General features: G+C 65.3%; 13 protein-coding genes. 7 read left to right on the forward strand and 6 right to left on the reverse strand.

Going from position 1 to position 14,903, the window contains the following annotated elements:
* Positions 1-25 precede the first annotated feature (25 nt).
* From dprA to purD, 5 genes are all read left to right on the forward strand, one after another.
* Positions 26-1,171 carry a DNA-processing protein DprA gene (gene dprA, locus EKH80_RS09785; RefSeq protein ID WP_126684568.1) on the forward strand — a complete coding sequence of 382 codons (1,146 nt, stop codon included), beginning with the start codon at positions 26-28 and terminating at the stop codon, positions 1,169-1,171.
* A 136-nt stretch (positions 1,172-1,307) separates the two neighbouring features.
* The gene (locus EKH80_RS09790; protein WP_126684569.1) at positions 1,308-3,776 is read left to right on the forward strand and encodes a DNA topoisomerase I; all 2,469 of its coding nucleotides are present in this window, start codon (positions 1,308-1,310) and stop codon (positions 3,774-3,776) included.
* A 149-nt stretch (positions 3,777-3,925) separates the two neighbouring features.
* On the forward strand, positions 3,926-4,498 hold the full coding sequence (gene tsaC, locus EKH80_RS09795; RefSeq protein ID WP_126684570.1) for an L-threonylcarbamoyladenylate synthase type 1 TsaC: 573 nt from the start codon (positions 3,926-3,928) through the stop codon (positions 4,496-4,498).
* Between the two features lie 141 nt (positions 4,499-4,639).
* Positions 4,640-6,010, forward strand: a complete 1,371-nt coding sequence (locus EKH80_RS09800; protein WP_126684571.1) for an AMP-binding protein — start codon at positions 4,640-4,642, stop codon at positions 6,008-6,010.
* Between the two features lie 119 nt (positions 6,011-6,129).
* A complete protein-coding gene (gene purD, locus EKH80_RS09805) occupies positions 6,130-7,413 on the forward strand; it encodes a phosphoribosylamine--glycine ligase (RefSeq protein ID WP_126684572.1) in 1,284 nt (427 codons plus the stop codon).
* A gap of 171 nt (positions 7,414-7,584) precedes the next feature.
* Here the strand turns inward: purD and EKH80_RS09810 are convergent, their stop codons facing one another.
* Genes EKH80_RS09810 through EKH80_RS09820 form a run of 3 tightly spaced genes read right to left on the reverse strand, consistent with a single transcriptional unit; the run spans position 7,585 to position 8,870 of the window.
* Complete coding sequence (locus tag EKH80_RS09810; protein WP_230473585.1) at positions 7,585-8,034, reverse strand: GFA family protein; 450 nt, start codon at positions 8,032-8,034, stop codon at positions 7,585-7,587.
* 21 nt (positions 8,035-8,055) lie between these two features.
* The gene (locus EKH80_RS09815; protein ID WP_126684573.1) at positions 8,056-8,427 is read right to left on the reverse strand and encodes a DUF2784 domain-containing protein; all 372 of its coding nucleotides are present in this window, start codon (positions 8,425-8,427) and stop codon (positions 8,056-8,058) included.
* A gap of 11 nt (positions 8,428-8,438) precedes the next feature.
* Positions 8,439-8,870 (reverse strand): DUF6326 family protein, encoded by a 432-nt coding sequence (locus EKH80_RS09820; protein WP_126684574.1) that lies wholly within the window; start codon positions 8,868-8,870, stop codon positions 8,439-8,441.
* A 150-nt stretch (positions 8,871-9,020) separates the two neighbouring features.
* On the opposite strand from EKH80_RS09820, the gene EKH80_RS09825 reads away from it, so the two are divergent.
* Both EKH80_RS09825 and EKH80_RS09830 read left to right on the forward strand, forming a co-directional pair.
* Positions 9,021-10,898 carry an MFS transporter gene (locus tag EKH80_RS09825; RefSeq protein ID WP_126684575.1) on the forward strand — a complete coding sequence of 626 codons (1,878 nt, stop codon included), beginning with the start codon at positions 9,021-9,023 and terminating at the stop codon, positions 10,896-10,898.
* 179 nt (positions 10,899-11,077) lie between these two features.
* Complete coding sequence (locus EKH80_RS09830) at positions 11,078-12,466, forward strand: amidase (RefSeq protein WP_126684576.1); 1,389 nt, start codon at positions 11,078-11,080, stop codon at positions 12,464-12,466.
* Positions 12,467-12,518: 52 nt separating this feature from the next.
* On the opposite strand, the gene ampE is transcribed toward EKH80_RS09830, so the two are convergent.
* The 3 genes from ampE to erpA form a co-directional block, all read right to left on the reverse strand.
* On the reverse strand, positions 12,519-13,388 hold the full coding sequence (gene ampE, locus EKH80_RS09835) for a regulatory signaling modulator protein AmpE (protein ID WP_126684577.1): 870 nt from the start codon (positions 13,386-13,388) through the stop codon (positions 12,519-12,521).
* Between the two features lie 147 nt (positions 13,389-13,535).
* On the reverse strand, positions 13,536-14,492 hold the full coding sequence (gene nudC / locus EKH80_RS09840; RefSeq protein WP_126684578.1) for an NAD(+) diphosphatase: 957 nt from the start codon (positions 14,490-14,492) through the stop codon (positions 13,536-13,538).
* A gap of 19 nt (positions 14,493-14,511) precedes the next feature.
* Entirely contained in the window at positions 14,512-14,880 is a 369-nt protein-coding gene (erpA, locus tag EKH80_RS09845) for an iron-sulfur cluster insertion protein ErpA (protein ID WP_126684579.1), read from the reverse strand.
* Positions 14,881-14,903: the final 23 nt, after the last annotated feature.

The following is a 14,903-nucleotide window of genomic DNA, read 5'->3' on the forward strand; positions in this document are numbered from 1 at the left end:
TTTCGCCCTCGCGTAGACTCGCCCCATGAGCGAGCAAGGCCCATTGCGCGACTGGCTGGTGGCCCTGCGTACGCCGGGCATAGGGCCGACCGGCCTGCGTGAACGCCTGGCGGCCGCCAACGGACGGATCGGCGAAGTGGTGGCGCGCTTGCGACGCCACGCGGCGACGCTGGGGGTAGAGGCGCGGTCATGGCTGGAACAGCCCGACGAAGCCCGCCTTGCCGCCGACCTGGCTTGGCTGGGACAGCCGAACCATCGGCTGCTGTGCTGCATCGACCCGGACTTTCCACCTCAACTGGAAGCCATCCCACAGCCGCCTGTTGCGCTGTTCGTGGCGGGTGACGCCTGCCTGCTGCTGCGCCCGCAGGTGGCGATTGTAGGGGCGCGCAGCGCGAGTAGCGCGGGCAAGACCAATGCCCGGGCCTTCGCCCGCCAGCTGGCGCTGGCAGGCTTCGTGGTCACCAGCGGTCTGGCCGACGGGATCGACGGCGCCGCCCACGAGGCTACGCTGGAGGCCGGCCAGGCCACGGTCGCCGTGATCGGCACCGGGCCGGACCTGGTCTATCCGCGCAAGCACCGTGAACTGTCCGCCCGCGTGGTGGCGCAAGGCGCGCTGGTGAGCGAGTTTCCGCCCGGCACGGCGGCGCGGGCGGATCACTTCCCGCGCCGCAACCGCCTCATCGCGGGGCTGGCGCTGGGTACGCTCGTGATCGAGGCCGGACTGCAGTCGGGCTCCCTGATCACCGCCCGCCTGGCCGGCGAGCAGGGGCGGGAGGTATTCGCGCTGCCCGGTTCCATCCATAATCCGCTCGCCCGCGGCTGCCATCGCCTGATCAGGGATGGTGCGCGGCTGGTCGAGAGTGCCTCGGAAGTGGTCGAAAGCCTGGTGCCCGCCGCCCGGGCGCTGGGCGCCGAACTGGCCCTGCGCCTGGAACGGGCACCACCGGCCTCCGCCGGCAGCAGCGGGCCGGCGCTTGGCGGCTGGCATGACGATCCGGACTACCGGCGGCTGCTGGACGTGTTGAGCCACGATCCCCTGGCCCTGGACGAGCTGGCGGAGCGGACCGGGCAAACTGCCGCCGAGTTGTCATCCATGCTGCTCATGCTGGAGCTGGAGGGTTGGGTGGAGGGCTTGCCGGGTGGGCGCTACCAACGCTTGCCCAGGCTCTAGCGCGGTGGCTTGAAAGGCGCACTGCGCCGCGATTTCACGTGCGCCAGCTTGACAGTCGTCAAGCCGGCGTGCCCCAACTATAAATAGGCGGCCGTTCAGGAACGGCCGCAGTAGGACTTCCGGAACCCCACGCCACATGGCAAAGAATCTGCTCATCGTCGAGTCGCCGGCCAAGGCCAAGACGATCAACAAATACCTCGGCAAGGACTTTCAGGTCCTGGCTTCCTATGGCCACGTGCGTGACCTGCTGCCGAAGGAGGGCGCGGTCGATACCGAGCACAATTTCGCCATGAAGTACGAGGTGATCGAGCGCAACGAAAAACACGTGGATGCGATCGCCAAGGCGGCCAAGGCGGCCGACGACATCTACCTCGCCACCGACTTGGACCGCGAGGGCGAGGCGATCAGCTGGCACATCAGCGAGATCCTCAAGGAACGCGGCCTGGTCCAAGGCAAGAAGCTGCACCGGGTCGTGTTCTCCGAAATCACGCCGCGCGCGATCAAGGCCGCCGTGGCCGCGCCGCGCAAGCTCTCGCACGACATGGTGGATGCGCAACAAGCGCGCCGCGCGCTGGACTACCTGGTCGGCTTCAATCTTTCGCCGGTGCTGTGGCGCAAGGTGCAGCGTGGTTTGTCCGCCGGTCGTGTACAGAGCCCGGCGCTGCGCATGATCGCGGAGCGCGAGGAAGAAATCGAAGCCTTCGTGGCGCGCGAATACTGGACGGTGGAAGCGCAGCTCAAGCACGCCGACGGCGATTTCAGTGCGCGCCTGACCAAGCTCCACGGCAAGAAATTCGAGCAATTCGACCTCACCAACGAGGCCGATGCGATGGCCGCGCGTGCGGCGCTGAAGGAGGCCGCGCACGGCCAGCTCACGGTCAGCGAAGTAGGCAGCAAGGAACGCAAGCGTCGCCCCGCGCCGCCATTCACCACCTCCACCTTGCAGCAGGAGGCGGCGCGCAAGCTCGGTTTCGGCACCACACGCACGATGAAGATCGCGCAAGGCCTGTACGAAGGCGTGAGCCTCGGCAGCGAGGGCAACGTCGGCCTGATCACCTACATGCGTACCGACTCCACTGCGCTGTCGGATGAAGCCTTGGGCGAGCTGCGCCAGCTGATTGCGCGCGACTTCGGCCCCAAGGCCGTGCCGGATCACCCGCAGTTGTACCGCACCAAGTCGAAGAACGCGCAGGAAGCGCACGAGGCGATCCGGCCGACTTCAGCGCTGCGCACGCCGCGCGAAGTGGCTGCGTTCCTCACCGACGACCAGCGCAAGCTGTATGAGCTGATCTGGAAGCGCACCGTGGCTTGCCAGATGATCCACGCCACCTTGAACACGGTGTCGGTGGATTTCGATCTCAAGCACGTGAAGGGCGGCGACGCCGCGTTCCGCGCTACCGGCACCACCGTGGTCGATCCGGGCTTCCTGGCGGTGTACGAGGAAGGCCGCGACCAGAAGAGCGCTGAGGACGACGACGAAGGCCGCCGCCTGCCCCGGCTCGCCAAGGGCGAGCAAGTGCCGTTGCGCGACATCCTCGCCGACCAGCACTTCACCGAGCCGCCGCCGCGCTACTCCGAAGCCAGCCTGGTGAAGGCGCTGGAGGAGTACGGCATCGGCCGGCCGTCCACCTACGCCAGCATCATCCAGGTGCTGCAGAACCGCGAATACGTGTACCTGGACAACCGCCGCTTCCGCCCCACCGACGTGGGCCGTGCGGTGAGCAAGTTTCTCACTCAGCACTTCACCCAGTACGTCGACTACGATTTCACCGCCCGACTGGAGGATGAGCTCGATGCAGTGAGCCGCGGCGAAGAAGCCTGGGTGCCGCTGATGCGCCGCTTCTGGGAGCCGTTCAAGCAGCAGGTGGAAGAAAAGACCGAATCGGTCGACCGCAGCGAAGCCACCGGCGCGCGTGAACTGGGTGGCGATCCGAAGAGCGGCAAGCCGGTCTCGGTGCGCCTGGGGCGCTATGGACCGTACGCGCAGATCGGCGACAAGGACACCGACGAAAAGCTGCAGTTCGCTTCGTTGCGTCCCGGCCAGAGCATGCACACCATCACGCTGGAAGAAGCACTGGAGCTGTTCAAGCTGCCGCGCAAGCTGGGGCAGGCGGAAAACGGCGACGAGGTAAGCGTGGGCGTCGGCCGCTTCGGCCCGTTCGTGAAGCAGGGCAGCACCTATGCCTCGCTGAAGGCCGAGGATGATCCCTACACCATCGAGCTGCCGCGCGCGCTGCAGATCGTGCAGGAAAAGCTCGAGCTGATCGCCAACCGCATCATCAAGGATTTCGGCAACGGCGTGCAGGTGCTCAACGGCCGCTTTGGTCCGTACATCACCGATGGCGAAAAGAACGCGCGCATTCCCAAGGACCAGGAGCCGAAGGAACTGACCGAAACGCAGTGCCTGGAACTGCTGGCGGCCGCACCGGTGAAGAAGGGGCGCTTCGGCAAGAAGACGGCCTCGGCGAAAAAAGCGCCTGCGAAGAAGGCGGCGGTGAAGAAGGCCGCTCCCAAGAAAGCGGCGGCCAAGAAGACCGCCACCAAGAAAACGGCGAGCAAGAAGACGACCTCCAAGAAAGCGGCGAGCAAGAAGGCTGGAGCTTAATCCTGCGCAATTTGCCCCCTCCCCTACGTGGAGTAGGGGAGCGCTGGGGTGGAGTGAAGTAACCCCGCGATGAACTCAAGCATGGCCGCAAGCTCGTACGACCCCACCCTAGCCCTCCCCTGCAAGCAGGGGAGGGAACTGGACATGACATGCCCAAGTTCTACGCCCTCGCCGAGCTTGCCGAAGTCGCCAACGTCCTGCGCACCGGCGGCGTCATCGCCTATCCCACCGAAGCCGTCTTCGGCCTCGGCTGCGACCCCCACGACCACGCCGCGTTCGAACGCATCTTCGCCCTCAAGCAGCGCCCCGCCACGCAGGGCGTGCTGTTGATCGCCGCCGATTTCGAGCAAGTCACCCGCTACGTGGACATGACGAAAGTGCCGCCGGGCGTGCTGGCCCAGGTGCGGGGGAGTTGGCCCGGGCCGTATACCTGGGTGTTCCCGCGTAGCGCGGAGGTTCCGGACTGGGTGGCAGGCGCGCACGAAGGGATTGCCTTGCGCGTCACTGCGCATGGGCCGGCCGCCGCGCTGTGCCGCAGCTTCGGTGGCGCCCTGGTCTCCACCAGTGCCAATCCGCACGGCCAGCCGCCGGCGCGTGACGTGGCTACGGTGGCGGCTTACTTCGGCGATGCGCTGGATGGCGTGGTGGATGCCCCTTTGGGCGGCTCATCCCAACCCACCACCATCCGCGACGCGCTGACCGGCGCTATCATTCGAAGCTGAATCCCGCAGAACCTCGGCAGGGCGCGGTAGGCGCCGATTCAGCCGCCGGAGCGAGGATTAGGGGCAAATCCCGAACACCGCCAGCCACCGACCGACCTGGCCGGCACAGGGTTTGTATGGACATCTACCTGGAGTCTAAGTGTGGCGATCGTCTACGACACCTACCAACGCGATGAAGCGGCGCGACTGCTGCCTCTGTTGAAGGTGGACGATGCGCGCCGCGTGGTGGCGCTGCATGACGGCCTTACGGTCACTGCCGCGCAATTCGTCGCGCATGTGCAGCGGGTTGCCGCGCAATTGCCGGAAGCGCCTGCCGCAGTGAACCTGTGCGAAGACCGTTACGCCTTTCTGGTCGCGTTCTGCGCCATCGCGCTGCGCGGTCAGGCCAACCTATTGCCCCCATCGCGGGCACCGCAGGCGGTGGCTGAAGTGATGGCGGCGCATCCAGGCTGCCATGCGGTAGGCGACCGGCCCTTGCATCCGGCGCCACACCGGTACCACGTACTGCCGCCGTTGCCCGTGGATGAAGCCGTCTCCGGCGAAATGGCCTGGCCGGCGATTCCCGCGCTGCAAACGGTGGCGGTGGGCTATACCTCCGGCTCGACCGGCACGCCGCGCTCGAATGCCAAAAGCTGGCGCAGCTTGCATGCCAGCACAGCCGGCAACCTGGCGTTGCTGCAGCGGGTGGTGGGCGAGCAGTTTTCCGTGGTGGCCACGGTGCCGCCGCAACACATCTACGGCGTGGAAATGTCGATCCTGTTGCCGTTGCTGGGCAGCGTGCAGGTCCATTCGGGCCGTCCGTTCTTTCCGTCCGACATCGCCAATGCCCTGGAGGAGATGCCGGTGCCACGCGTGCTGGTGACCACGCCAGTCCATCTGCGTGCGCTAATCGCTTCCGGCGTGAGCTTGCCGCCCTTGGCGGCGATGCTGTCCGCCACGGCACCCCTGCCGCCGGAGCTGGCAGGGGAGGCCGAGCAGCGTTTCCATGCACCGCTGCTGGAGGTGTTCGGTTCCACCGAAACCTGTGCGTTCGCCTCTCGGCGCGTGACCGTTGAAAGCTGCTGGTCGCTGTATCACGGCGTGCATCTGCATCCGCAACCGGACGGCACTCAGATCGAAGCGCCGCAGTTGGACGCGCCCGCCGTGCTGGCGGACATCGTGAGCCTGCACGACGAGGGCCGCCGCTTCGAGCTGCGCGGACGCCATGCCGACCTGCTGGAAATCGCCGGCAAGCGCGCTTCATTGGGCGATCTCACCCGCCGGCTGTTGAACGTTCCCGGCGTGGAAGACGGGGTGGTGTTCCAACTGGACGAGGCCGATGCGATCGGCGTGCGGCGGATTGCGGCGCTGGCGGTGGCGCCTGCCCTGGACGAGCACGGCATTCTCGATGCGCTGCGCGCGTCGATCGATCCGGTGTTCCTGCCGCGCCCGCTACGACGGGTGGAGAGTCTGCCGCGCAATGAAACCGGGAAGCTGCCGCGGGCGGCCTTGCTGGAGATGCTGCATGCCTGACTCTCGCGGGCTCCTGTAGGCGGGAATGACCATCCCAGCTGCTCAGGCTTTCTGATGCCGAGATCGTCATCCCAGCCTACAATGCGCGTTCTTTTGTGGTTTTGGCAGTTGGAGTGGGCATGAAGGTTCTGGTGATCGGCAACGGCGGCCGCGAGCACGCGCTGGCGTGGAAACTCAAGCAGTCGCGGCGCGTGGGCGAAGTGATCGTGGCCCCTGGCAACGCCGGCACGGCGCGCGAGCACGGGGTGCGCAACGCCGAGGTGGCTGTCACCGACATCGAAGGCCTGCTCCGGCTTGCCAAGGCCGAGAAGGTCGGGCTGACCGTGGTCGGCCCGGAAGTGCCGCTGGTGGCCGGCGTGGTCGACAAGTTCCGCGCGGCGGGATTGCGCATCTTCGGGCCGCGCGCGATCGCCGCGCAGCTGGAAGGCTCCAAGGCCTTCGCCAAGGATTTCCTGCTCCGCCACAACATTCCCACCGCGCGCTATGCGGTGTTCACCGAACTCAGCAAGGCGCTGGCTTATGTGCGCGAACACGGCGCGCCCATCGTCATCAAGGCCGATGGGTTGGCCGCCGGCAAGGGCGTCGTGGTGGCGCTCACCCTCGCCGATGCCGAACTGGCACTGCACGAAATGCTTGGCGGCCACGCCTTCGGCGACGCCTCCGCTCGCGTGGTGATCGAAGAATTCCTGGACGGCGAGGAGGCCAGCTACATCGTCATGAGCGATGGTGCGCACGCACTGCCGATGGCCAGCAGCCAGGACCACAAGCGCCGCGACGACAATGACCTCGGCCCCAACACCGGCGGCATGGGCGCGTATTCGCCGGCACCGGTGGTTACGCCGGAAGTGGAAAAGCGCATCCTCAAGGAAGTGATCGAACCGACGCTGCGCGGCATGGCCGCCGAGGGCGCGCCTTTCATCGGCTTCCTTTACGCCGGCCTGATGATCGACAAGCACGGCGCCCCCAAGGTGATCGAGTTCAATGTGCGCTTTGGCGATCCGGAAACGCAGCCGATCATGCTGCGCCTGAAGTCCGACTTCGTCGACCTGATCGAAGCCGCGCTCGATGGCGAGCTGCATCGCACGCATGTGCAATGGGATGCGCGTCCCTCGATCGGCGTGGTGATGGCCGCCGGCGGTTATCCGGCGAAGGTGAAGACGGGCGATGCGATCGAAGGCCTGGACGCGGATTTCGGCGCGGAGGTGAAGGTCTTCCACGCCGGCACCAAGCTCGACGCGCAGGGCCGGGTGATCACGGCCGGCGGTCGTGTACTGACGGTCTGCGCGCTCGGCAAGGACATCGCGGTGGCGCGCGAGCACGCGTATGACAGCATCAAGAAGCTTCACTTCGATGGCGCGTTCTGCCGCAAAGACATTGCGCACCGCGCGCTGCATCGCGGTTAAGGGCTTTGTTCCTCGGCGTATTGTTCACCGCTACCGCCATCTGCTCCCGCCCCTACGTGGAGTAGGGGAGGGTTGGGGTGGGGTGTAGCAACCTCGCGGTGAATTCAAATTCTGCGGCAAGCTCGTGCAACCCCACCCCAGCCCTCCCCTGCAAGCAGGGGAGGGAGCGCATCATGGTAGGAACGTGACGTTTGCGATCCAATTCCGCTTGCGTCGCGCCAGGCGGTCACCGGTGTTTTCGCCGTCCAGGTTCGAGGAAGAGCGTTGCAGCATCGAGGCATCCACGTTCTCGAACGTATTCACGTTCACCACGGCGTAGTCCTGTCCGTCGATCGAGCTGGTAACCAACGGCACCACGCCACATCGTTTGCAGATATGGAAGTCTGCCGTTTCGGTGCCGAACGCATAGCGCGACACCTGCGCCGGGTCCTTTACACGGATCTTCAGGCAGCCCGCCGGATATGCCGTCCACACGCCGCCGTGTTTGGTGCAGAACGTACACGTGCAGGCGCGTGCGGGAATTTCCTTGGGATCGGGCGCCCAGTCGAGCGAGTAGGCGATGTTGCCGCAGTGGCAGCTTCCGGTGATCAGCATGGTGTGCTCGTTGAACGGTGTGTCCATTACCCAAGCATACGCCACGGTTCAGGAGCGTCGCCTGCTGCGCTTGCCCAAGAGCCGGGCGTACACCGAAACGTTAATCAGCAATACGATCGTGCCGAGCACGAACTGGATGTTGCGAGTCAGTCCTTCGGGATAGATCGTGGCGGTCAGGTAATGCCCCAGGCAGTCGCCTTGATACGCCGTTGCCCCAGCGCGAACACGAAAGTCATTTTCGATGGACGTCAGCGGACAGATCCATCCGCTTGCTTCCACCCACACCCCCCATATCGCTGCCGGCAATTGCAGCCAGGGAATCCAGCGCCATTTCAGCGCCAATACGGCGCCCAACGTGCAAAACAGGATGAAGCCCAGATGCAAGGCCAATACAGCGTCGGCAGCGATCAGCCAGAGCATGAGTTGGTCAGCTATGGGGCTTCACGCTGCATGCCCGCGGTCCTTGGCCACGTCCACGCATACCAGACGATCGATCCGGTGAGGATGACTTCGATGACGCCGAGCAGGATGTAGAAAACCCAGGCGCCCGGCATCGTGGCGAGCATGATCAGTGTATAGAGCGTCCCGAACAGGAGGTTCAGGCAGCGACTCAGTACCGGCGGCGATACCAGGGAAAGAAAAACCATGACGCCCGGAATGGCGAGCAACAAGGCGGTGCCCGCCAGGCTGCCCTGGGTGGTCGGACCGACCGGCCCCTGTCCTTCGAGCATGCCTTTGAGTTGGCCGGGCACGTACAAGCCGAAGTAATCGCCGTAGATGTAGCAGAACATGAGGGCTGTCCACAGCGCGGAAAGCTTGAACTTCACGTGCAGTTTTAGATCGTCCAGGGGAGTCTTGCGCATCCACTGCCTCCAGGTTTGCAGACCGGCTACGGGCCATCCTCCCATGCCGATTTCGCCCGGGCATGTGTCGAGAGTCCCGCCGCGGACGGATTCGATGTCGCCGGTCATTTCCGGCTACGCTACGGGGCAGCTTCTTTGCCAAGGATACGCATGAGCCAGTTCGCCCTGCTAGGCAGTCGACGATTTGCACCGTTTTTCTGGACCCAGGCGCTGGGTGCGTTCAACGACAATGCCTTTCGCAGCGCCATGGTGGCGCTGGTGTCCTACCAGCTGGCGCTGCCGCAAAGCGAAATCAGCTTGTACAACAACCTTGCGCCAGCTTTGTTCATCCTGCCGTATTTCCTGTTTTCGGCCACGGCCGGGCAACTGGCGGAACGCTTCGAAAAGACGCGCATCATCCGCTACGTGAAACTGTTCGAAATCCTGGCGATGGTGCTAGCGGCCTATGGCTTCATCGCACATCAGTTGCCGTTGCTGTTGGCCGTGCTGTTCATGATGGGCATGCACTCGACCGTATTCGGCCCGATCAAGTACGCGATTCTCCCGCAAGCGCTGAAACCGTCCGAACTGGTGGGCGGCAATGGCCTGGTGGAAATGGGTACGCAGATGGCCATCCTGATCGGGCTGATCGCGGGTGTCGAGGTGATGCAGATTGCCGGCCTGGGCTCGCATTTTTCCGCGGCGATGACCATCGGCATCGCCGTGGTCGGCTATCTGGCCAGCCGCCTGATTCCAGCGGCGCCCGCCACGGCGCCCGATCTGAAGCTCAACTGGAATCCGCTGTCCGAAACGGTCAGGGTGCTGGGCATTACGCGTGAAAGCCGGGCGGTGTTCAACGCGATCCTGGGCATATCGTGGTACTGGTTCTTCGGTACGCTGGTGCTAGCGCACCTGCCGATGTACGCCAAGCTGGCGCTGGGCGGCGATGCTTCCGTTTACACCTGCGTGCTCGTGCTGTTTTCCGTGGGTACCGCGATCGGTGCGTTGATGTGCGAAAAGATGTCGGGCCGCCGCGTGGAGATCGGCCTGGTGCCGCTGGGGGCGTTCGGCCTGACGATCTTTGCGCTGGATGTCTATCTGCGCGGACCGGCTGCGGTCGACGGGCAGGCGGCGAGAAACTGGTCGGTCTTCCTGCTGGCGCCAGGCAGCTGGCGCATCGTGCTCGACCTGACCATGATCGGGGTGTTTTCCGGCGTCTACGTGGTGCCGCTATTCGCCTTTGTGCAGGCGCGCACGCCCCGCGATCGACTGTCGCGCGTGATCGCCGGCAACAACATCCTCAATGCGTTGTGGATCGTGGTGGCCTCCCTGTTCGGCCTGATGCTCGATCGATGGGGCCTGACCGTGCCGCAGGTGTTCCTGGTGGCGGCGCTGCTCAACGTGATGGTGGCTGGGTATATCTTCACCCTGGTGCCCGAATTCCTGATGCGCTTCATCACCTGGGTGCTGGTGAACACGCTGTATCGCATTCGCGTGGACGGGATGAAGCATCTGCCGGAGGAAGGGCCGGCTCTGCTGGTCTGCAACCATGTGAGCTTCATGGATCCGCTGATCCTGATGGCCAGCTTGCGCCGCCCCGCGCGCTTCGTGATGTACTACAAGATCTTCAAGATCCCGCTGCTGCACTTCGTGTTCAAGACCGCGAAGGCGATTCCGATCGCGGGGCAGAAGGAAGACCCGGCGGTGCTGCAGCAGGCCTTCGACGCTGTCGATGCCGCGCTGGCGGATGGCGAGCTGGTGTGTATTTTCCCCGAAGGCGGCCTGACCAAGAATGGTGAAATCGCGCAGTTCAGGGCCGGCGTCGAAAAGATACTCTCCCGTCGTCCGGTGCCGGTGGTGCCGATGGCCTTGCGCGGTTTGTGGGGCAGTGTATGGAGCCGGCGTGATTCGATGCTGCGGCGGGCGCGCCTGCCTCGGCGATTCCGCGCGCGGGTGGAATTGGTGATGGATGCGCCACGGCCTGCCGAGGAAGTGGATGCCGCGGTGCTGGAAGAGCGCGTGCGCGAATTGCGTGGCGAGATGGCGTGACGTCGATGCGGGTCGAGCTGCGAATCTCGACTGCGGTTTAAGCGATCGCCTACAAACGGCGTCGGCCAAGCCCGATGTTACGGTAGACGGCTGTGGGCGCACACTGACGGCGTTAAGGATTTCTCCCAAGAACCGGAGCCACACTCGGCTCCCTGCGCTTCCAGCACGCTCCGAAGATCATGGCCGTCGATTCCTCTGCTTTCCCCCCCTTCCCCCCGCTGACCCAATTGGCGGCCGACCTGGCCGCCGGCCGCACGACCAGCGTCGCACTCATCGAAACCGCACTCGAACGCATCGCCGACGATCGCGGCCAGGGCGCGACTGTGTTCCTCCGGGTCGACGTTGAAAATGCCCGCGCCGCCGCCGCCGCGCATGATCGCCTGCGCGCGGCCGGCACCGTGCTCTCGCCGCTCGCCGGCATTCCGGTCTCGGTGAAGGATCTGTTCGATATCAAGGGGCAGGTGACGCGCGCAGGCTCGCGCGCACTGACCCATGCAGCTCCGGCCAGCGTGGACGCGGTGGCGGTCGCGCGTCTGAAGCGGGCGGGTGCCGTGATCGTCGGGCGCACCAACATGAGCGAATTCGCGCTCTCGGGGCTCGGGCTCAATCCGCACTACGGGCATCCGCTTTCGCCATGGCGGCGCGGTGTGAAGGGCGACGAGCGGATCGCTGGCGGCTCGTCGTCGGGCGCGGCGGCGTCGGTGGCGGACGGCATGGCTGCCGTTGCGCTCGGCACCGACACGTCCGGCTCGATCCGCATTCCCGCCGCATTGTGCGGGCTCACCGGCTTCAAGCCCACTGCCGCGCGCATCCCGAAACAGGGTGGCGTGCCGCTGTCGTCCTCGCTCGACTCGTTCGGTCCGATCGGCGCCAGGGTCGCATGCTGCGCGTTGGTGGATCGGGTGCTTGCGGGGCTCGAGCCGCGCATTCCGGCCATGCGGGCGATCGAAGGGCTGCGGCTGGGTGTGCTCACCAACTACGTGACCGACGGCGTCGAGCCTGCGGTCGCCAGCACCATCGACAGCGCGCTCAAGCAGCTCGAAGCGATGGGTGCGATCGTGAGCGAAGTGCGGTTCGAGCCGTTCGACCGCCTGCCCGAAATCAACCGCTTCGGCTTCTCACCCATCGAGGGGTATGCATGGCACCGTTCGCTGCTGGCGCGGCATCGGGACGAGTACGATCCGCGCGTGCTCGCGCGTGTACTCCAGGGCGAGCATGCAAGCGCTGCCGACTATCTCGACCTGGTGGCCGAACGCACGGCGATGATCGAAGCTGCGAGCACCATGCTGTGGCGGCATTACGACGCGGTGCTGGCGCCGACGGTGCCCATCGAGCCGCCGCGCCTGGCTGAACTCGAACATGACGACGAAGCGTTCGTCCGGACCAATGCGCTCGTGCTGCGCAATCCGGCCGCGTTCAACTTTCTGGACGGGTGCGCGCTGACGTTGCCGTGCCATCCGCGCGACGCGGCACCCGTGGGGTTGATGTTGGCGGGAGCGCCCTATGCCGACGATGCGCTACTCGCGGCCGGCCGAGCCGTCGAGGCGGCGCTCGATGCGATCCGGTGAAGGCTAAGCCCGATGGCGATGCTGATGCCTGGGCTGCATCCTTAAATCTCGGTCAGTGCAGCCAGCTGCCCATCACGATCAGCGCAACCACGCTCAACCACGCGAGCAACGCGCGCAGCAATGCACTGCGTAAACGGCGCAGCTCATGCAGCGTATCGGTGCGTTCCTCTACGTAGCCATCGCCCCCTTCAATGTCAGTCAGCACGTCTGCACGCGCCGCCGCGCCGAGAAAATCAGGATTGGACAGATACCAGCTGTTCGGCGCCGCCTGCTGGTGCCAGCGGCGCCAGGCGCCGATCACCGCATCCCAATGGCCGACCAGGGCGAGCGTGAACACCATCAGCTGGGCCGGCAGCCAGTCCAGCGCATTGGCAACATGACGGGCGCCGCTGCGTGCCTGGGCATCCAGCGCTAACGAGGTGTCATGGCCCAATTGCCGTGCGAGACGGTAGAGCAGGGCGCCGAACGGACCCAGCACGAAAAACCAGAACAGGACACCGAAGCGGCGGCGCAGCGCGGCGTAGGCGGTCGCTTCACCCAGGTCGGTCGTGCGCCAGGCTACCGCCTCGCCGTCGTCCGACAGGACCTGGGCAGCGCTCTCACGGCTGCTCTGGTCGGGCGCCTTGAGTATCGCTTCCAGGTCGGCTTCGAAAGCATGCGGGCCGAGCGAAAACAGCAGCACAAGCAGCGCAAAGATCAACAGCAGCAGATCCGCCAGCGGCAGCCGATGCAGCATCAAAATTGCCAACGAACACACCAGTGCCGGTATCAGCAGCGCCAGTGCTACGCGTGCCGTGCCGCTGGTGTCGGCCAGCTGGTGCACCCAGCGCCGGAAGCCGGCATCGCCGCGCCAACACGCAAGCTGTGGCTGCAGGTGCAGCAGTCCCAGAGCGATCAGCGCAGCAAGCAGGCGAATGGCCATGAACAGGACTCTCCCTTGGATGGCCACGATTGTAAGCGAGTCTCGCTGTGCGTAGGCTGGGATGACAATCCCAGCATCGCGTGCGCTGCAGCATGGCAATGCTGGGTTTGGCAACCCAGCCTACGATTGCCATCCCAGCCTACGCGCTCACTGCGTTATCAGCGCATCCAGATCCAGCCCTGCGCGTTGCTGCAGCCAGTGCGAAAGCAACTGGTACGACACGGACAGCCGGGTCGGCGTCTTCAAGCTGCCATCGGCGAGTGCGTCGATGATCTGTTGCGGCGTGAACCAGCGGGCATCTTCCAGCTCGCCGTCGCGCAGCCGGATGGTGGGCGAAAGCGCGCTGGCGGTGAAGCCGACCATCAGCGAAGCCGGCATCGGCCAGGGTTGCGAGGAGTGGTAATGCACTTCGCCGACGATCACCCCGGCCTCTTCGGCGACTTCGCGGCGCACGGCGTCTTCCAGAGCTTCGCCGGGTTCCACGAAACCGGCGAGGGTGGAGTAGCGTCCCGCTGGCCAGCCGGCCTGGCGCCCCAGCAGGCATGCGCCCTGGTATTCGACGATCACGATGATCGCGGCGTCGGTACGCGGAAAGTGCACGCGGCCGCAGTCGGGACGGGTGCACTGGGCGCGGTGCCCGGAGGAAACCAGCTGCAAGGACGAGCCGCAGCGCGTGCAGAAAAGAGTTTCCCGCTGCCAGTGGGCCAGGCCCTTGGCGTAGGCGAACAGGCCTGCTTCATCCGCGGCCAGCAGCAGGCCGGCTTCGCGCAAGCTCATGCGTCGCGCGGCCAGGGCCGCTTCCAGCGCGGCAACGTCATGGCTCTGGTCGAGCAGCAGCATGAAATGCGGCTGTCCGTCGACGATGCCGAGCAGGCTCCAGGATGCATGCGGCAGCAGACGCTGCCGTTCGCCGGCATCGAGCCAGCGCAGGGCGGCTTCTTCTTCGCGTTGCAGAAAGGCATCGCCGGCGGCATCCAGCAGCACATAGCGCGCATCGGGCGAAGCCGCCTTGGACACTACCCAGTCGACGGCGTCACGCTGTTCGGCGACACGGTCGAGGATCAAGCTGAGTCCGGCGAAAGTGTTGAGTTTCGTCGTAATCATCCGGACGGGTCGAAGTTCTTCAGGTGGAGAAGGAAGAGCCGCAGCCGCAAGTGGTCTTGGCGTTCGGATTGCGGATGACGAACTGCGAGCCGCTGAAGTTCTCGGTGTAGTCGATCTCGGCGCCGGTGAGGTACTGCAGGGAGAGCGGGTCCACCAGCAGGGTGACGCCCTCGCGGGCCAGCGCGAAATCGTCTTCCGCCTGGGTTTCGTCGAAGGTGAAGCCGTACTGGAAACCCGAGCAGCCGCCGCCGCTGATGTAAACACGCAGCTTCAGCTCAGGATTGCCTTCTTCCTGGATGAGTTCATGCACCTTGCGCGCGGCGGCCTCAGTGAAGATGAGGGGCGCGCCGGCCTGGCGGTAATCGGGGATGGCTACGATGGTTTCCATAGCGCCGGATATGGGGCTGTGAT

Source organism: Dyella choica, from assembly GCF_003977665.1.
GTDB classification, from domain to species: Bacteria; Pseudomonadota; Gammaproteobacteria; order Xanthomonadales; family Rhodanobacteraceae; genus Dyella_B; species Dyella_B choica.